The sequence below is a fragment of the Alteromonas sp. ABV2_168 genome (genome assembly GCF_056161165.1).
The window spans coordinates 76,791-95,669 of the sequence record NZ_JBSWYQ010000002.1; the positions used below are offsets into that span (position 1 = coordinate 76,791).

The 18,879-nt window shown below is 47.6% G+C and carries 12 protein-coding genes; 6 read left to right on the forward strand and 6 right to left on the reverse strand.

Annotated features, from left to right (window positions below):
• Positions 1 to 8: 8 nt before the first annotated feature.
• Entirely contained in the window at positions 9 to 320 is a 312-nt protein-coding gene (gene rpsJ, locus ACXAH4_RS03275) for a 30S ribosomal protein S10 (RefSeq protein WP_008845776.1), read from the reverse strand.
• 514 nt (positions 321 to 834) lie between these two features.
• On the opposite strand from rpsJ, the gene ACXAH4_RS03280 reads away from it, so the two are divergent.
• Positions 835 to 3,057 (forward strand): ATPase, T2SS/T4P/T4SS family, encoded by a 2,223-nt coding sequence (locus ACXAH4_RS03280; RefSeq protein ID WP_474843581.1) that lies wholly within the window; start codon positions 835 to 837, stop codon positions 3,055 to 3,057.
• Between the two features lie 52 nt (positions 3,058 to 3,109).
• On the opposite strand, the gene ACXAH4_RS03285 is transcribed toward ACXAH4_RS03280, so the two are convergent.
• Positions 3,110 to 3,937, reverse strand: coding sequence for a hypothetical protein (locus tag ACXAH4_RS03285; protein ID WP_474843583.1), 828 nt, complete (start codon positions 3,935 to 3,937; stop codon positions 3,110 to 3,112).
• Positions 3,938 to 4,120: 183 nt separating this feature from the next.
• Here ACXAH4_RS03285 and ACXAH4_RS03290 point away from each other — a divergent pair, with 183 nt between their 5' ends.
• The 4 genes from ACXAH4_RS03290 (at position 4,121) to ACXAH4_RS03305 (ending at position 10,475) form a co-directional block, all read left to right on the forward strand.
• Complete coding sequence (locus ACXAH4_RS03290; protein ID WP_474843585.1) at positions 4,121 to 4,876, forward strand: flagellar basal body L-ring protein FlgH; 756 nt, start codon at positions 4,121 to 4,123, stop codon at positions 4,874 to 4,876.
• Between the two features lie 4 nt (positions 4,877 to 4,880).
• Complete coding sequence (locus ACXAH4_RS03295) at positions 4,881 to 6,053, forward strand: flagellar assembly protein T N-terminal domain-containing protein (protein ID WP_474843587.1); 1,173 nt, start codon at positions 4,881 to 4,883, stop codon at positions 6,051 to 6,053.
• 86 nt (positions 6,054 to 6,139) lie between these two features.
• Positions 6,140 to 9,808: a CheR family methyltransferase gene (locus tag ACXAH4_RS03300; RefSeq protein WP_474843589.1), complete on the forward strand. Its 3,669-nt coding sequence runs from the start codon at positions 6,140 to 6,142 to the stop codon at positions 9,806 to 9,808.
• Complete coding sequence (locus ACXAH4_RS03305) at positions 9,792 to 10,475, forward strand: chemotaxis protein CheB (protein ID WP_474843591.1); 684 nt, start codon at positions 9,792 to 9,794, stop codon at positions 10,473 to 10,475. Before ACXAH4_RS03300 ends, ACXAH4_RS03305 begins: the two co-directional genes overlap by 17 nt.
• 30 nt (positions 10,476 to 10,505) lie before the next feature.
• On the opposite strand, the gene ACXAH4_RS03310 is transcribed toward ACXAH4_RS03305, so the two are convergent.
• The 3 genes from ACXAH4_RS03310 to ACXAH4_RS03320 form a co-directional block, all read right to left on the reverse strand.
• On the reverse strand, positions 10,506 to 11,249 hold the full coding sequence (locus tag ACXAH4_RS03310) for a CBM9 family sugar-binding protein (protein ID WP_474843593.1): 744 nt from the start codon (positions 11,247 to 11,249) through the stop codon (positions 10,506 to 10,508).
• A gap of 199 nt (positions 11,250 to 11,448) precedes the next feature.
• Entirely contained in the window at positions 11,449 to 12,735 is a 1,287-nt protein-coding gene (locus ACXAH4_RS03315) for an ammonium transporter (protein WP_474880687.1), read from the reverse strand.
• A 321-nt stretch (positions 12,736 to 13,056) separates the two neighbouring features.
• Positions 13,057 to 13,653, reverse strand: a complete 597-nt coding sequence (locus ACXAH4_RS03320; RefSeq protein WP_474843599.1) for a glutathione S-transferase family protein — start codon at positions 13,651 to 13,653, stop codon at positions 13,057 to 13,059.
• Between the two features lie 112 nt (positions 13,654 to 13,765).
• Here ACXAH4_RS03320 and ACXAH4_RS03325 point away from each other — a divergent pair, with 112 nt between their 5' ends.
• Positions 13,766 to 14,686: a LysR family transcriptional regulator gene (locus ACXAH4_RS03325; protein WP_474843601.1), complete on the forward strand. Its 921-nt coding sequence runs from the start codon at positions 13,766 to 13,768 to the stop codon at positions 14,684 to 14,686.
• Positions 14,687 to 14,715: 29 nt separating this feature from the next.
• On the opposite strand, the gene ACXAH4_RS03330 is transcribed toward ACXAH4_RS03325, so the two are convergent.
• Positions 14,716 to 18,630 carry an ATP-binding protein gene (locus tag ACXAH4_RS03330; protein WP_474880689.1) on the reverse strand — a complete coding sequence of 1,305 codons (3,915 nt, stop codon included), beginning with the start codon at positions 18,628 to 18,630 and terminating at the stop codon, positions 14,716 to 14,718.
• Between the last annotated feature and the right edge of the window lie 249 nt (positions 18,631 to 18,879).

Sequence of the window (18,879 nt, forward strand, 5' to 3'; positions counted from 1 at the left end):
CTCTCTTATTAGCCCAGGCTGATTTGAACATCAACGCCAGCAGCCAAGTCCAAACGCATCAGCGCGTCAACTGTTTTATCAGTTGGCTCGATGATGTCTACCAAACGCTTGTGAGTACGGATTTCGTATTGGTCACGCGCGTCTTTATTAACGTGCGGAGAAACCAGAACTGTATAGCGTTCTTTGCGAGTAGGCAGAGGAATAGGACCGCTTACCTGAGCACCAGTACGTTTCGCCGTTTCTACGATTTCAGCCGTAGACTGATCGATCAACTTGTGATCAAACGCTTTCAGACGAATACGAATTCTTTGATTTGGCATCGATTAAGCTCCAATCGAAAGAACAAAAAAATCATCTTCTCACTCCCTCTTTAGATGGGACGAAAAGATGTGCGTATAAACCAGTGATTCCCAATTGGAATCTTGTTCTTTGTTTCTGACACGCCCGCTACGTCACCGATTACTCGCTGTTGTAGCTTCGGCATCTACCCTAAAAGCAGTGTAGCTGCGGCCGAAACCATGCTCCTGTTACATGTTGTACAGGGCAAGTGGGCGCGAATTATACAGAATTATCGGTTAAGCGCAACTCACAAATGCGAAAAACTGATCTATTTTTATTCAACAGGGTGTGAACCGGAAAAGAATGGTGCGGCCCGGACTGTAATTAAGCGTAAATGTCGCTTCTGGTCTGACGGTCAAGTTGCCGCTTTGGTCATAAAGGGTTATTGTGAAACCTCTTTATATAGGTACCGGTTTTTTCTTTGTATACCGGTTCCGGGTTGTGCCGGGCAGCACTGCCTTTTTGTATTATAAGTCACAGACAGATACCTTATTTATGCTTGGAAATAGTAGTCAGCAGCTCGCTTTTGATAAAATTAATACGATTCTGGCGAAGCACTCGTCATTATTAGATGCTTTCAGTGAAATCGAACCCATCATTCTTGAGTTGTTCGATGCACAGCGAATGAGTATTTTCCAGCGCAGACGTCAGCACCAGGATCTGGTAGCACGGTTCAAAACCGGTAAAGCGACGCAGGAAATTAAAGTACCCATCTCGCCGCTGTCCATTGCCGGTTACGTGGCACTTGCCCAACGCCCCATCGTCATTGCAGATCCCTATAATAAAGAAGAACTCGAAGGCATTCATCCCCGCCTGCGCTTTGCAGATAAATTCGATAAGAGCAGTAACTTCCGGACCAACAACATTCTTTGTGTACCGGTATTAAATGCCGGCGTACTGCTCGGTGTCATGCAGCTTATAAATAAGCAGACCGGTCCGTTCAATGGCAGCGACCTTACCGTCGCGAAACAACTTACTGAGCTACTCGGCAATAAGTTCCGCTATGAGCTGGGTGGTACTAATCACCCCTTTGACTTATTACTGCATAAAAATCAGATAGCACCCGCTGCGCTCACAGACCTGTTGAACAGCACCAACGACCAGCGCACGATTGTGCAGCGTCTTATGTCTGAACACAGCATCCGTGAACACGATATCGGTAATACCCTTTCGGTGCATTATCAGGTTCCTTATATCTCTTATCTGCCGGAAAAGTACCATCTGTTTCAGAATGACAGCCGCCTGAACCTGTCTTATCTGAAACGTAACCTCGTTGCCGTGATTGCGGATGTTCATGAGCGCCCTATTGTTCTGATGGCAGAGCCGAATAACGCCGCCCTGCTCATGGAAATTGAAAGCGCCATGGGTATCGACAGTTACGAAATCGCCGTGGCGCTGCCTAATCAGGTTTTACAATACCTGGGTGAAGGCGGTGGCAATGGTGCGCCCGGCGAGATGAGTGAGATCCTCGATGAAATCAGCGCCGGTGATGACGAAGGCGAAGACCAGGTCGATGAGATGTCGGACGATGCGCCGGCTGTTGTCCGCCTTGTCAGCCGCGTACTGCACGACGCTAAACGACTGAATGCCTCCGATATTCACGTTGACCCCGAAAAAGGGGGCCCCACACGGGTCCGCATGCGCATAGACGGTGTGTGCCGGGATATGAGTCAGATACCTCAGTCTCACCACAGTGCGGTTATTGCGCGGATTAAAATCCTGTCCAATCTGAATATCGCAGAGAAACGTGTACCTCAGGATGGGAAACTGGCTTTCCGGATGAATGGTCAGCTGGTTGAAGTTCGGGTAGCAACCATTCCGACTGTGGCCGGTGAAGGCGTGGTAATGCGTATTCTTGCCTCCGGCGGCGCTATGCCCATCGATAAGATGAACCTGGCACCATCTAATATGAACCGGCTGGAGAGCATGATCCGCAAGCCTCACGGTATTCTGCTGGTAGTAGGCCCCACCGGTTCAGGTAAAACAACTACGTTGCACGCCGTACTCGGTTATCTGAACACCCCTGAAAAGAAAATCTGGACAGCAGAAGACCCGGTGGAAATTACCCAGGCCGGCCTGCAACAGGTGCAGGTGAGCCCGAAAATCGGATTTACGTTTGCTAATGCATTGCGGGCATTCTTACGGGCCGACCCGGATATTATTCTTATCGGTGAGATGCGTGATAAAGAAACGGCTCATGCCGGCATTGAAGCATCACTCACCGGTCACCTTGTCCTATCCACACTACACACCAACTCAGCCCCGGAAACGATAACCCGTCTGCTTGATTTGGGTCTTGACCCGGTGAACTTCTCTGATGCCTGTGTGGGAATTCTCGCCCAGCGTCTTATCCGCACCCTGTGTAAAAGCTGTAAGCAACAATATCCTGCATCGGAAAATGACATTGCGTTTATTAAACGTCAGTACGGTGAGAGTTATCTTAACGAATTGGATCTGCCCTCCCCTCTGATGCTGCATAAAGCGGACGGTTGTGAAGAGTGTGGCGGAACAGGTTACCGTGGCCGTACCGGCGTTCACGAACTGTTAGGGATGACGCCGGAACTTCGTGGCCTGATATATAAAGAAGGCAGTGTGTCTGATATGAAAGAACAGGCTATGAAAGATGGCATGCGCACGCTGGTGCAGGATGCCATTTATAAAGTCATTAAGGGCGACACCGATCTGGCGCAGGTCCAGATTGTCAGTGGTGCCGAATAATATTTCAGCAATTCCGGCAGACTTCACCGGCTAGCAATCAAAAATGCGGCAATCAGTTGCCGCTTTCTTCCGCCGCATCAGCATCAAATTGCCGTCTGGCAAACTGATAAGCTGAATGGGCAACAGCTTCTCCGCCTTCCCCGGCAACGGCTTCAGTTAAACTTTCATTACCACCGGTCACGTCACGGTTAAACAGCCAGTCGTAACCCAGTTCCCACAGGTTTGTGGTAATCGAACTGCCGGTAAACTCCTGCACGGTAAGGTTCGCTGCAGAGTACGCAAGGCCAGCCGGACCACCGTACATAAAGCTGCCAGCCAGATCAGATACCGCACTGATATTTGTTGACGATACCGACTGATACACATCGGCGACAATGGGTATATGATGCAGCAGATTCACCGCATCAAAGCCATCGTTCCAGTCGACCCCGTCCTCACCGAAAGCGGCATTCATGAAGCTGTCCCAGCCTGTTTCCCCGTCTGCCAGCGCAATACTTTCAGCCTCAGAATCTGAGGCCGCAGTCTCTCCGGTGTCTTCAGAGGATGCCTCAGATGAAGAGAGCAAATCAGCCTGCAACATAGCCAGAAATGCGTTCTGCATTTTTGCCAGCCCGGAGTCTGATGTCAGCGATGACAGCACGTCTTCATCCAGTCCCGGGATCCCCAGTGAAGAGGTGAACTGAGACTGAATATCCGCAATCGTCGCGTCCTGCGCCTGTGTTTGTGTGTCATCGTCAGCGGATGTGAGCATAGCCAGCATCGCAGTAAAGCCGTTACTGTCAGATACCACTTCCGCAGCGGTAGTTGCCACGTCTGAAACGGCCTGAGCGGACTCATCAGCTGTTGTAAAATAATCGCCAGTTGCATCGAAAATACGCATAAATCCCCCTACCCGGCAGGCATTTGTCAACATTGTAAAGGTTTCGCAAATCGCTCATGTTTGAGCGTGTTTTTACGAGTTTGTCAGTTAGTATTTGTTTCGAATCGCAAAGGACGGCGGCCATTTACTCCATATAAAACATAATAAATTTCGTGCACAGCAAGCACATTTGGTTAAACAGCTATGAAATTACAATGCCAGTATTTACTGATTTTCGCTTCTTTACATTTGGCTCTGGCAGGCTGCACATCAACCCTGTCTGAAGAAGAGGAAGTGGTGGCGTCCAGTCCGACAAATCCGAAAGTAAAACAGCGCGCCATTGATACCAGTCAGCAGGAAGTCTCCCAGGGGGAAGCCACTTTCCGTCCACCGCGCAGTCAGACTGTGTCAGTAGTCCGTGTTCCCACAGGTTCGCTGTTTGACCCGGACAATGCAGCGGGCTTGTACGAGCTGCATCACAACTTCCGTGTAGGCGATATGGTGCTGATAGAACTGGACGAACAAACATCTTCGCAAAAGTCTGTCGACTACAACGAAGACAAAAGCGCGAGCTTTCAGATCCAACCGCTTACTGTGAACGCAGGTCCGATACACATCAGCGATGACGATTTAAATGTTGACCATGAACAGGGCGGTGAATTTAACAGCTCTGCTAATGCCAGCCAGTCCAATACCCTGGAGGGCAAGATCACGGTTTACGTGGTAGAAGTACTCCCGAACAACAACCTGGTGGTGGCCGGTGAAAAGTGGATCACCATGAATCAGGGGAAGGAATTTATCCGTTTTTCCGGCGAGGTAAGGACTAAAGACATTGATGTGAACAATACCGTCAGCTCTGCAAAAGTCGGTAATGCGCTTATTGAATACAGCGGTAAAGGCGAGCTGCAGGATAATCAGAAACGCAGCCTGTTAAGCAAACTCTTTTCTATTTTCGGGTAGCTGTATGTATTTAATCCGCTGTTTACTTGCTGCCGCTACAATGGTTATGCTGTCTTGTCCCGTCTATGCAGAATGGGTTCAGGGCGAAGCAAAGCTGGCAGTTAAAAATGCACCGCTGGACGACGTTCGCATTATGGCCATCAAAAATGCTATCGCCGATGCATCGTTTAAATCAGGCAGTCTCATTACAGCTGAAGATGTGGTTTTAAACGGACTGCTCATCAGCAGCAAGGCCGAGATCCACTCTACCGGACGTATTCAGCGGGTCGAAATCATTGATGAAACATTAGAGGATGGCTACCTCACTGTTTCCGTGAAAGTGAATATCACACCTATATTTGCCTGTGACAGCGACAAATACAGCCGCTCAGTGCTGGTGACACAATTTCAGTTATTACGACCCAGACAGGCCGCCCACGGCGATATTTACGATTTTGGTCACCAAATCAGTAAACGGCTGGAGCAACAGCTAATCCGCCAGCAACAACAGCTCAATGTGCAGTTGCTGGACAAGGCGTTTGCCTCCACCAGCGCATTCAACTCACTGACGCCGCAGATTATTTATGACAAAGCCTCCTATCTGGCACAAACCCAGGGGCGGCAGTTCATTGTGTTTGGCTATATCCGCGACATCAGCCTGTTCGAACAAATCAACATTGAAGACGATGATGATGTATCAAGACGGCGAAATTTTACCCTGGATGTGTATGTTGTCGATGCCTTCAGAAACTCCCTGTTGTTTCAGGAAAGCTACCATGCCGAAGCGGACTGGAGCTACCCGGAAGGACAAAGTGTAGATACCAATAACAGCCTGTTCTGGCGCGGCGACTTTGGCCGTGTGGCACTGAACACTGTGAATGCTGCCGTGTCCGACATTACCAGTATTATCACCTGCGAGGCCACAGTAACGCAGGTTGTCGACAAGCTGTCAGGTGAACTGGTGATTGGTATGGGCAGTGCAGACGGCGTGGTCGTCGGAGACACCTTCGCCCTGCTGAAAAAGCGCACGTTAAGCAGAACAACCTACACCGGCCTTGCCATGCAAAATACACTGGGCGATGTGCTGTTTACCGTTGCAGAAGTGAACCCTCATGCGGCGCTGCTAAAGAGTGCTGCAGCGCAGTCTCCTGCGCTGGCGGACCTGTATGACCTTGTGATGCCCGCCCCTGCTCCGTAAACCATAATCCAACACCAGTTTTGATGGATCTCGTTAGACTAAATGATAAGATGAGGCCAATATTTCTTTATCTTCAAGTTGGTTAGATGCAATCTCCGTCACCTGAACAGCGTTATTTTTGGGTAGGTATTGGTGCCTCAGCGGGTGGACTGGAACCCATACAAAATCTGTGTGAGGAGCTCCCCGGCGATTCAAATATGATTTATATCATCGCCCAGCACCTGTCTCCTAAACACGAAAGTAAACTGACTGAACTGGTTCAGCGTAATACCCGGCTGAAAGTCAAAACCATTACCAACGGAATGCTTGCCCAACCCAACGTCATTCATGTCACGCCACCTAAATATGACGTCACCGTTCAGGGCGATAAACTGTATTTGTCAGATAAAGAAACTACTTCTCTGGCCAAGCCTTCGGTTAATGCACTTTTTGTCTCGCTGGCTGAAGCGAAAAAAGAGCATGCGGTTGGTGTGATTTTGTCAGGCACGGGGACTGACGGCGCTCATGGTATTAAGGTGATCAGAGCCAATGGTGGCATCACCTATGCGCAGGACGCAAGGTCCGCCGGTTATGATGGCATGCCCCGTTCGGCAATTGACACCGGATGCGTGGATTTTTGTCTTAGCCCTTCCGGGATCGGCAAACACCTTAAAGATCTCAGTACCAAGTTGCCACAGGAACTCAGAGTAAAAATTGAAGCCGACGAGGTACAGGATAAGTTCATCGACCTGGTCAATATTGTCAGGAAACAGTGCGGTGTATCATTCAAACACTATAAAAAGGCGACGCTACAGCGACGCATTGAGCGCAGAATGTTGGCCAGGAAGGTGGACGAGTTTAACGACTACGTGGAACTGCTGAGCCACGATTCAGAAGAAGTGCGGATGTTATACAAAGACATTCTCATCTCTGTGACCAACTTTTTCCGCGACCCCGCTACGTTCAGTCAACTGGCCCCTGTTCTTGAGGACATTACATCAGGTAAATCCTCCGGCGAACCGGTTCGCTTATGGGTGGTTGGCTGCGCTACCGGTGAAGAAGCTTACAGTCTGGCCATCATGCTGTCAGAAGCACTTGGCGGGCCGGATAAAATCAGTAGCGAAGAGCACCAGATATTTGCCTCAGACGTAGACACTGATGCACTGGCAGTAGCCAGACGCGGCCTGTACAGCGAAGCATCCATGGCGGATGTGCCGAAAGAATACAAAGAGAGATACTTCAAAAAGAAAGGAAATGCTTATGAGGTCATAGACGAACTCAAACGCATCATTCTCTTCTCCGGTCATAATATTATTGACGATCCTCCCTTCCTGCGCATCGACATGATCACTTGCCGCAACTTGCTGATTTACTTCGATCAGGAATTACAGAAGAAGGTGTACCGTATTTTCCATTACGCCTTGCGTGAACGCGGTCACCTGTTCTTAGGGAAATCTGAAAGTACATCACAGGTAACGGATATATTCCGTTCTGTGAACTCTCAGGACAAAATCTTCCAGAAGCGCAGCGTTACTTCGTTTAATCCGCAACGGTTCCATTTAAGCGGCAAATCTTCTGTATCTATCGGAGAGTTACCTCAGCGCGTTGCAGACACCTCCCGGCCGCCGAGCTTACCGGATGCACTGGTAGAGCAACTCGGCGATGCCTGTGTATTAATTAACGATAACCTGGATGTTGAGCACATATACGGTAACAGTGCCCACTATATTAAGTTTCCCAAAGGCAAACCCTCGTTTAACTTAAACGAGATTGTCATTGAAATGTTCCGCCATGAAATCCGGCCTCTGGTATATAAAGTGACCCGGACCAAAAAGCAGTCTGAAAGTCAGTTACGCCGCCTGACCATTGACGGTGAACCTTGCCAGGTGAGAATGAAGGTGATGCCGGTACAAATAGAAGAGCAGGATGAGAAGTTCCTGCTTGTCTGTTTTACCAGAACGGCTGATGTACAAAAGCCGGCAAGTCAGGAAATTCATGACGAATCGTCAGAGCGCATTAAAGAGTTGGAAGACGAACTTTCAATGGCGCGGGAGCACATCCAGACCGTAGTGGAAGAACTGGAGACATCTAACGAAGAATTGCAGTCCATGAACGAAGAATTGCAATCATCCAATGAAGAGCTGCAGTCCTCTAACGAGGAACTGGAAACCACTAACGAAGAGCTGCAGTCCACTAATGAAGAATTAGTGACGATGAACGACCAGTTAAATGACAAAACCACCTCACTGGAGCAGGTGACGAATCAACTGGTTAATATCAAGAATTCACTGCAGTTCCCGCTGGTATGTGTTGACAGTGATTCGAATGCTGTCAGGGCAAACCTGGCTGCCCGAAAGTTCTTCTCTTTAACAACGGATCTGGAACACTTCGCCGAACGTCTTCAGGAGCGGTTCGAGAGCTTTGATCTGCATAAAGTCATTAAACAAGTGGCGTCTACTGCCGGTACTCAAACCATCCAGGCAGAATATAAAGACAAACATTTCTGGGTGCACATCACCCCCTACTACGCAACCAACCAATCGATTGAAGGCGCGATCCTCAGTTTCATCGACAATACCGAACTGGTGCATCAGCAAAAAGAGCTGGATCTGAAACGGGAACAGGCTCAGAAAGCCAACCTGGCGAAGACAGAGTTTCTGGCTAATGTCAGCCACGAAATTCGTACACCTCTCAACGCTATTGTGGGTGTAAATGAAGTATTCGGCCTGCAAATTGATAATGAAGAAAAGCGGGCCAGGCTGCTCAAAATTCTCGATAACGCCACGAAGAAGTTACGGGATCTACTCAACGACTTGCTGGATTTTGCCAAGCTGGAATCCGGGCAGCTGTCACTGGAATATACGGAATTTTCGCCCAAAGCCATCATCCGCGATCTCATTGACTTGTATTCCATGGATAATGTGAACAGCAACCGCAAAATTTCGGCTGTTTTTGACAAAGATCTGCCAGACACATTTATCGGCGACCCGTTAAGAATACAGCAAATAGTCACTAACCTGCTGTCAAATGCCATTAAGTTCACTGAAAACGGCACAATAAAGATTATTGCTAAAGGTCACTGGGACAAACCGGTTTATCAACTGGTTCTGCAAGTTTCGGATACCGGAATTGGTATGTCTGAGCAACATATCAAACAAATATTCGATAAGTTCACGCAGGCAGATTCAAGCATTGCCAGACGCTTCGGCGGCTCCGGCCTCGGGCTGTCTATTGTCAAAGAACTGGTTAGTCTGATGGCCGGCAGCATCGACGTTGAAAGTGAAGAAGGCAAAGGCACTACCTTTACAATTAATCTGCCCTTGCAAACGCCCAAGGTGGTCAGGGAAGCCGTCACCAATGTACCGGTGAGCCAGCTTAAGCTTCGCAATACAGGCGACCATAGGGTACTCATTATCGAGGATAACGAAGCCAATATTTTCATTTTGTCGTCTTACCTGGATGAGCTGGGTGTGCAGTACGATGTAGCCCGCAATGGTAAAGAAGGCCTCAATGAAGTGAAAGACAGCACTTATGCACTTATTTTGCTGGATTTGCAGATGGACGAAATGGATGGCTTTACCTTTTTCGAAGAGTTTAAAAAACTCCCCGGTGACAAGCTTCAGAATACCCGGGTTGTAGCAGTATCCGCCCATGTTCATCAGGACATCATCAACCGCTGCAAACAGGCCGGAATGAGCGATTTTCTTCCCAAGCCCGTAGAAATAGCTAAACTTCATGGCTTGCTGGAGAAATATTTGGATGGAAAATCAAGTTGATAGCGTGGTCAGATACCCTGAGGTCAGTCCGGTATTTTTTATCGGCGCCTCATTAGGTGGCGTTAAGGCGTTTATTCATCTTGTGGAAAATCTGCCTGACGACTTTCCTGCTCCGGTTTTCCTGTTGTTACACCGGATAAAAAACAGCGATATCAAAGCCGGTGATATGCGCATGGTATTGCAGGCGAAAACCCTGCTGACCGTGGAAAACGCTGTTGAAGGAGAGGTTGTCAGATCAGGTCATATCTATCTGCCTCCGGATAATCTTCACATAGGGGTGGAGGACAACCGTATTAAGTTTTATGAAACCCCTGATGAGTCTTACTGGCGCCCAGCTATCGATGTGATGTTTAAATCTGCTGCGCGGGAGTATTCCGACAGAACGGTTGCCATATTGCTTACCGGGAATCTGGACGACGGTGTTCAGGGTTTACGGGAAACATCGGCACAGGGCGGTATCACCGTGGCACAGTCACCGGAAGATGCTTATGCTCCCTACCTGCCGCTGAATGCTGTGATGAACGACCATCCGTCACATGTGCTGCCGCTAAAAGACATCCCGAAACTAATGTGTGAGCTTACCCGTCATCCTCATTTTGACGATCAGGAAAGTGTAGCCTTTGAATCGGCAAAGGTTGCCAGGGAACTGAAAAAGAAAATGAAGTAGCAGTACGCCGCTGCTACTTCTTTTACCTGATTACTTCATCAGCGTAATTTTGCCAAACACCGATGCATCAATGAAACCCAGGTTCTTATCACCGTTAACCGGCGTAATTTCATGAGAACCCACAAAGTGTTCACGCTCAGGGCTGCCGTCGTTATCGCAGTAAGCCAGCATAAACCCCATTATCTTACCTTCTTCTAATGACAGCGGTTCGCCCGGCTTAGCGGTACTGAATGAATCATCATAAATATCAATCGCCACTTCCCAGGTAATGGTATACGGTGATGATTCATCGCGGTGCCACTCACTTTCCACATGATCGTTCAGCAACACCACGCCATTGCCATCATTTTCATCACCAAAGTCTGCAGCATTGCCATCCAGCGCAATATGATAGGCAAAGGCATTATAACTGTACTGGTGATTACCGCCTGATGCATCTTCGTCTATGAACACTTCCAGACAATCATCATCCCAGTATTTATCCTTTGGATCCGGATGGGTATCAATGAGAACATCATCCACAATTTCCACCAGCAGATAGAGCTTGCTTTCGTCCCATGCCAGTTTAAAACGACCGGAGAAATCCTCTTTAGATGGCATGCTTCCTACCATCAGATGCTCCAGCGGGTGCCATTGCGCTTCCTGCCACACAGCATCATCACCGGCACCATTTACAGTGACACCATTTTTGGCAAATGTGGCATCCATCGCCATGGCAACAGGAGAAAGTAAGCTGAAGCTTAACGCCCCCGCGGTGAGTAATCTTTTATACATACTGGTTCCTTGTGTGGAAAATACGCTTAACGTTACCGATAACATTCACAGAATTTTTACACGCTCCGCACAGAATGTGAACCCTGATCAGACGGTTTTATTCATTACGAATGAGCCGAATGATTGTAAGCAGCATTCTTTGTGAAGAAAAAACGCCGCGTGTCATAACGCGGCGTCTGTTCACAACAAAGCAGCGGGATTACAGATTATATCCGCGCTCTTCGTGGCTTGAGATATCCAGGCCTTTCTGCTCGGTTTCCATATCCACACGCAGACCGTTAGTCATGGCAGATACCACTTTAAGCAGTAACCAGGATATCACGGCTGTGTAAGCAAATACCGCCACAATACCAATCACCTGCACGGTTAACTGCTCAGAAATACTGGTGTTGCCGCCACCGAAACCAAAGCCACTGAACAGCCCTAAATCTGGTGAGCAGAAGATCCCGGCAAGGAACGTTCCCAGAATACCGCCAACACCGTGCACAGGGAAAACGTCAAGAGAATCGTCGATTTTCCATTTCTGTTTGATCAGGTTGGTGCAGTAGAAACAAATCACACCGGCAGATAAACCGATAACCAGACCGGCCGCAGGGCCAACAAACCCCGAAGCTGGCGTAATTGTACCCAGTCCGGCAACCATACCGGTGACAATACCCAGTACAGAAGGCTTACCGTATTTTTTCCATTCCAGTGTCATCCATGCCAGCGAACCTGCTGCCGCACTGATATGAGTCACCAGCATCGCCATTGCAGCATCACCGTTTGCAGCCACAGCACTGCCACCATTAAAGCCGAACCAGCCTACCCATAACATACCAGCGCCGCCGACGGTCATCGTCAGGTTATGAGGGATCATGGAAGCACTGCCGTAGCCGGTACGGTTTCCAATCACCAGTGCTGCCACCAGAGCCCCCACACCTGCAGTAATGTGGACGACGGTACCACCGGCAAAGTCCAGCAGTCCCATTTCAGCCAGCCAGCCGCCGCCCCATACCCAGTGACAAACTGGCAGATAAACCAGTACCAGCCACACCAGCGCAAATATCAGCACGGAAGAGAACTTCATACGCTCGGCAAAGCCGCCCACCATCAGCGCAGGTGTAATAACCGCAAATGTGAGCTGGAACATAAAAAATAATGCTTCAGGGATGGTGCCGGACAAACTGTCCTTCGTCACGCCATCTAAGAACATTTTTGAAAAGTCGCCGATGAAGCTGTTTCCTTCACCAAACGCCAGGCTGTAACCGGCAATCAGCCAGATAAGCGATGCGCCGCAGGCAATAGCAAAACATTGCATCAGTACCGACAGCACGTTTTTACTGCGTACCAGGCCAGCATAGAAGAAGGATAACCCCGGTAATGTCATAAACAGTACCAGTGCAGTTGAAGTGAGGATCCAGGCGGTATCGCCCGTATCGGCAGACGCCTGAGCAAATACCGGGCACGGCAAGAGTAAAGCAACAGCTAAAAGCCAGTTACGCATAATGTTGTCCTGATTTTTTAATGAGTTTGGATTTATCGCGCCTTTGTGGCGTCTTTTATTTCCATATCGTAGGTTGCAACCCCGTGCCGGATTACCGGATCGGAAACGCCTCCTTGTCGCGCTTATTGCTTTTATTTTTTGCGAGACGCATTTTTATCAAAAATATACCTGACCTTCGTATTAGTAAAAAGTCTAAATTAATGAATATTTATGCACTGTTAAGCAATTATTTATGGTTTGCTGTGTTTTCGTTCAATAATCAGGCAGGACATCAGAAAATGATACTGCACCTTCTGACAGGCGCAGCATGACAGCTGGGAATTATTCAACACCAGGCATAGGTTCAAACCCCGGCAATTCTTTGATACGTGCAATCCATCGGTTCACAGCAGGGTAATCTGATAAACTCACGCCACCTTCAGGGGCCAGCGCCACGTAAGGCATTACCGCGCAATCGGCTATTGTCGGACGCTCCAGCGCCAGCCAGTCGTGCACTGACAAACGCTGCTCAAGTAACATTAATATACGTTCAGAGGTACCCAGCGTGGTGACTTTATCCAGCGCATAACCAAATTTATCTACCAGCCGTGCGGCGTTCGGACCATGCTGTATTTCGTTCGACGCCACTGACAACCATTGCTGCACTTCTGCCATACCCTGAGCATCTGCCGGCAACCAGCTTTCAAGGTCGTGCTTGCGGGCGAGATAAATAAGGATGGCCTGAGCATCTCTGAGCGTAATATCGCCATCTGTCAGCACCGGAATTTCGCCCCAGGGGTTCAGGGCAAGCATGGCATCACTTTTGTGTTCACCATTAATGAAATCCACCGGCACAATATCCAGCTCAATGTTCGCCAGAGCCGCGAATAATCTCACTTTGTAACAGTTTCCTGATAATTCCAAATCATAAAGCTTCATGTATTTTCCACCACGTTGTTAACGATTTGTTTCACGTTAAACCGTATGCATATCGCAATAAAGATGCGATAGTTAATTTCAGTAAACCGTTTTTCGCACTAATAGAAGGGTTATGGACAAGTTTAAAGCCATGCAGGTGTTTGTGACCATCGCAGACAAGGGCAGCCTGACCGGGGCAGCAGAGCATCTGAACACATCTCTGACATCCGTAGTACGCACTCTGGCGGCCCTTGAAAATCATCTCGAAGTGCGGTTATTTCACCGCACTACACGCAGTATTGTCATTACTGATGAGGGGCGCGAATACTACACCCGCTGTCAGACAATACTGGCCGAAGTTACAGAAGCTGAGAGTCGCCTGACAGACCGGCAAACGGAACCTCAGGGAAAAGTCACAGTGACGGCACCGGTCACCTTCGGCAAACGCCATGTCATGCCTAAGATCAGCCAGTACCTGTCACGGTATCCGAAAATGCAGGTAGATTTGTTACTGCTGGACCGGCCGGTGGATATGCTCAGTGAAGGCGTGGACGTAGCGGTAAGGATAGGACGCATCGGTAATCATAATCTGGTTGCCAGACAACTGGGCACCATGCGCCATGTGCTTTGTGCCAGCCCTGTATTTCTGTCTGCTCACCAGTCAGTGTTGTCACCGGATTCACTCAACGGCTTGCCGGCAATTCATTTAAGCGTACTGGAAAGCCCGTCAGAGTGGATGTTCACAAAAGGCGGGAAGAGTCAGAAGATTGCCCTCAGCAGTCGTCTTACCACCAATCAGGTGGATGCAGCGTTAGAAGCTTGTGTCAGTGGCGTGGGATTTTGTCGTTTTTTGCACTATCAGGTAGCGGAACTGGTGCAGGCAGGCAAACTGGTTATCGTACTTCCGGATTATGAGCCTCACCCGCTGCCGGTACACTTACTCTATGCGCCGGTAAAGCTGCAAACGAAACGACTGCGGACGATGACGGACTGGCTGACAAGGCCGTTGCAACAGGATTTGATTCAAATAGCTGAATCCGGGGCAGAACGATAAAAAGACCGTGTGCGTAGCTTAGCCCGCTTCTACGCCTTTCGTTTGAAGTGATAGTGCTCTTTCTGATATTTCGACGGCGTTGTATGGTAAACGTCTTTGAAAGCCCTGCTGAAGTGGGAAGGTGAAGCAAACCCTGTATCGTAAGAAATCTGAGTGATTTGCATCCCCTCTTCCAGCATGCCTCTGGCCTTTTCAAGTCTGAATTCTCTGATCACGGCATTGAATGGCTTGTCAAAAGACGACAGGAACAAACGCTGAAGATGCCTGTCACTGACCGCCATCATTTCAGCGAACACAGGTTTTGTGAAATCTTCATCTCCATAGTGTTTTTCCATTAATTCCAGTGCTTTAAAATAGAACCGCTGCCCCTGCTCATTTTCAAATTCGGGTAATTCGTCCTCTGGTTCTTCTGTGACATGTTCAGTCACCTCCGGCTCCACAGGTTGATAGCGTTCAAATAAATTACTTATTCTGGATAGCAACAGCGGTTTCTCTAACGGCTTGGTCATATAGCTGTCGGCACCGGCTTCAAGTGCCAGCCGTATACTTTTAGGATCGCCAAAGGCAGACATGAAAATTAGCGGCACTTTCGCCAGAGAGTCATCTCTGCGCAGGGCTTTTGCGAAAGCCAGACCATCCATATCCGGCATTTTATAGTCAGTCAGAACAAGGTCAGGCTTTGCTCTGGCAATGATATCCAGCGCTTCTTTGCCATTCGATGCCATCAGACAACGATAAACGCCTCCCAGTAAGTCCCGGATATAGGTGCGCAATTCCTCGTTATCATCCACTACCAGAATGACTTTTCCTTCACCCACCAGTTCACGATCGATGTTGTAATGACGTGCCGGGTTCTCTTTCACTTCCTTCGCTATGGCCTGCGACTTTGTTGTTGATCCCGTCATAGGCAAAAATACGGTAAAACAGGAACCGGCTCCGGGCTCAGATTCCACTTTAATATGCCCGCCGTTAGCAATAACAAGTTCCTTCACCAGCGCCAGCCCCACACCTGTACCTTCGGCTTCATTTTCCAGACGGGTGTAACGGTCGAAAATCTTATCCACCTGCTCTTCAGTCATGCCGGCTCCGTTGTCACTGACTTCGATGACCAGCTGCAACTGCCGCTGTTTTACCGATACGCCGATCTTTCCGCCTTCAGGTGTATATTTCACTGCGTTGGAGACCAGGTTACTGAGAATTTTTTCGAGACTGTCAGTGAATAACGTAATTCGCTTCTGGCCAGAGCACTGCCATGTTAATTGGTGTTTTTTCAGCGCCGCGTATGCTTTTAAGTCAAACATGATGCGGGGCATATCATGATCCAGCTCATAATGCTGGGGAGGCAGAGTCTTGATGTATTCCAGTTTTTCCAGTTCCAGCATCTGGTCAACCAGCACACTGATCCGGTCTGCATTTCGCGTAGCGAGCTCAACCCGCTCCACCGTTTTGTCTGAATCCGGCGCTTCCAGCACTTCCTTCAAGGGCCCGAGTATAAGCGTAAGTGGTGTACGGATTTCGTGTGACAAATTCGCCATGGCACGTTGTTTATTCCGCAGCATCCGCTGCATAAACTGGTTGGTATCCTGAATGACACTATTTTTCTCTTCCACCAGCGTTGTAAGCATAGCCCCCTGTTCATCAACCCGTTTCAAATAGCTTCTGTAAGCGAGATAAAGACCAATAATGACTATCAACAGATAGACCATCATTGCCTGCCACGTGCGCCACCACGGTGGAAGTACGTTCAATGGGATAGTAGTAACAGGCTGCTCTACATGGCTTCTGGGGTCGTGAATGCGGATCTTCAGCGAGTAACTATCGACAGGAAGCTCGCTTAAAGTAATTATTCTTTCTTCCGGAGCTAATTTGATCCAGTCGGAATCTCTGCCCGTCAATTTGTATTCGTAGCTGAGTAAACCTCTGGCAACATAATTTGTCGAAGGAAGACCAATTGTAAAACTGTCTTCTACAGTGGAGATCCCCTTTTCGCTACCCAGCATTTCCACAGAACTATCAGCAACTTCAATTTTAATCTTTGATGTATCGATGTTGTGCTTATTCTGACTGAGTTGCTTCAGATTTCCCAAAAAGCTATTTTTTTCAAGCAAATTGCTTTGCTTGTCACCCCTTACCAAGATGAAGTTCTTCGTAACCTCGATCCCGTCAAACTGAAAGTCTGAATCGGTAATTCCAAAGCTCTTTCCTATAAAAATGTTTTCTCCATGCTCTTTACCAATAGCGAATAATCCGTTGTTTGCAGCTACAAGCCAGTATTTATCCAAAGAAACAACATCACGAATGAATCCGGGGCCGGAATTTTTTATCCCGGCGTCGCCTGATATTAAATCTTTAAAGAGGAATCCGTTACCTGATGTACCGATCAGTAAACTTTCATTATCAGAATAAATAGATGTATATACCTGATATTGGTGAGATATTCCGAAGTCAATTTGCTTTATTCCGGAGTTACCTGCAATCTCGAAAATCCCCACTCCGTCAACGGTCAGGATTAAAGAATCATTTGTCGTTCTTCGTATATTTGAAATGAAATAAGGTAATACTTCTTTGTAGCCATGGCTGAGATTAAGCAACTTGTTCCCTTCTGAATCCTGAACCAGCGCGTAGATTATCCCGCCTACCTCAAATGCCTCTAAAACACTCTTAAAAACTACTTCGTCGATTTTTACTGATATGCCGGAAGGGGAATGGCTTTCAGTTACTTCTTTATCTAACGGATAAAGGTTAACTTCATCATCAAACAGATATACAGCCTCATGACCATAGAGCACCCTTCTTCCTTCAACCTGGAAAATAGTATTCTCCATTTCGCTATCTTCCGAAATGCTCGTAACAGCAACTTGAGAATTATTTCTTAAAAGCAGAGTATCTGAATTAGCCATGGATTCTACAGACATTACCTCCTGCCCGGTGAATGGCAGGTTCGTAGCGGAGATGGATGTGATTAAATCAGAAAGGACAACCAGGCCATGGGTTGTATCAACTGCAAATAAATTCCCATATCTGTCTTCAGCCATATCTGTGACTATAAGAAGTTCATTTTCAGCTTGCAAAAATTCGTGTGCTATCAGTTGTTCCTGTTTCAAATCCAGATAATATAAATTTTCTGCTGCCACCCATACCTTCTCATTCTGATCGATGAAAATTGAACGGACTGGTTGTGAGTCCTCGTCGGGAATATTTCTGGAACTGACTAATCTCACACCTTTTGTCATCTTATTAAAAATAAGCACACCACTATCTGCGCCAATGTACAGGTGTTCTTCGTCAATGGTCAGTGTATGCAGTTTTTGAGAAGGCTCGATTGAGAGATTAAATTGTGCCCACGATTCGTTAGCAAAAGAATAGAAGAAAAGTCCTTCATCTCTGTCAATCCACCAAATTCCGTCTGATGAATCGTCAACTGCCAAATCAACGACCTGGTCACCAATGACAATTCCTTTACCCCTTAAATTTGAACTCTCCTGCATTGTCGCAATATCATAAATGTGGATGTTAGAGAGCGTACTAACGATGATTTTGTCGCGGCCGATATCTGTTTTCCAAAAACCTCTGTTCTTAATACCTGATGTGTTAACAGGCCTTACTTCGTTGCTACTTGTATCCATTAAGTACAAGCCATTCCCATAAACACTTATAAGCAAATAGCGATTATTCAGGCGGTCGATATCAGTTACCCATGTCGATATTCCTGCACTATTTTTTGCCTTTGAGAATTTTAATAATTCTCCGGCCCTTATATCCATTAACCCATTCTCACCGCCGGTCCAGACACCGTCTTCCGATACAATTATCGCAGAGGGGATACCTATGGTCAGGTCAGGAGATTCGTAGGAATAGTCAAGTTCAGACTGGAAACCGGAGGCAATTACACTCAATGAGACATTTAATATACAAAATAGGACAAATACACCAAAAAACTTCATTTTGGACACTCCATGACCTTTTAAGACAATCCATTGCTTTGAAAAACGAGATAATCATCACGCTTTTAATGAGTTCTTATTTATATTAATCATAAACATGGAGAAGATTACAATGGAAATATTGTATAAAATTAACGCATCGGATGAGTTGGGTAATGCCGATATTTTGGAGGTAATCAGTGGAGGAACGTTACCGGAGACAAATACGATTGAGCAGACTTCGGCCGTAATACCAAAGGCTCCTCCTAA

What these genes read in the sequence shown, in the direction of transcription:
- ACXAH4_RS03305 (WP_474843591.1), top strand. Translation starts at nt 9,792, where the DNA reads ATGGAAAATCAAGTTGATAGCGTGGTCAGATACCCTGAGGTCAGTCCG.
- ACXAH4_RS03320 (WP_474843599.1), bottom strand. Translation starts at nt 13,653, where the DNA reads ATGAAGCTTTATGATTTGGAATTATCAGGAAACTGTTACAAAGTGAGA.
- ACXAH4_RS03325 (WP_474843601.1), top strand. Translation starts at nt 13,766, where the DNA reads ATGGACAAGTTTAAAGCCATGCAGGTGTTTGTGACCATCGCAGACAAG.
- ACXAH4_RS03295 (WP_474843587.1), top strand. Translation starts at nt 4,881, where the DNA reads ATGTATTTAATCCGCTGTTTACTTGCTGCCGCTACAATGGTTATGCTG.
- ACXAH4_RS03315 (WP_474880687.1), bottom strand. Translation starts at nt 12,735, where the DNA reads ATGCGTAACTGGCTTTTAGCTGTTGCTTTACTCTTGCCGTGCCCGGTA.
- ACXAH4_RS03285 (WP_474843583.1), bottom strand. Translation starts at nt 3,937, where the DNA reads ATGCGTATTTTCGATGCAACTGGCGATTATTTTACAACAGCTGATGAG.
- ACXAH4_RS03300 (WP_474843589.1), top strand. Translation starts at nt 6,140, where the DNA reads ATGCAATCTCCGTCACCTGAACAGCGTTATTTTTGGGTAGGTATTGGT.
- rpsJ (WP_008845776.1), bottom strand. Translation starts at nt 320, where the DNA reads ATGCCAAATCAAAGAATTCGTATTCGTCTGAAAGCGTTTGATCACAAG.
- ACXAH4_RS03310 (WP_474843593.1), bottom strand. Translation starts at nt 11,249, where the DNA reads ATGTATAAAAGATTACTCACCGCGGGGGCGTTAAGCTTCAGCTTACTT.
- ACXAH4_RS03330 (WP_474880689.1), bottom strand. Translation starts at nt 18,630, where the DNA reads ATGAAGTTTTTTGGTGTATTTGTCCTATTTTGTATATTAAATGTCTCA.
- ACXAH4_RS03280 (WP_474843581.1), top strand. Translation starts at nt 835, where the DNA reads ATGCTTGGAAATAGTAGTCAGCAGCTCGCTTTTGATAAAATTAATACG.
- ACXAH4_RS03290 (WP_474843585.1), top strand. Translation starts at nt 4,121, where the DNA reads ATGAAATTACAATGCCAGTATTTACTGATTTTCGCTTCTTTACATTTG.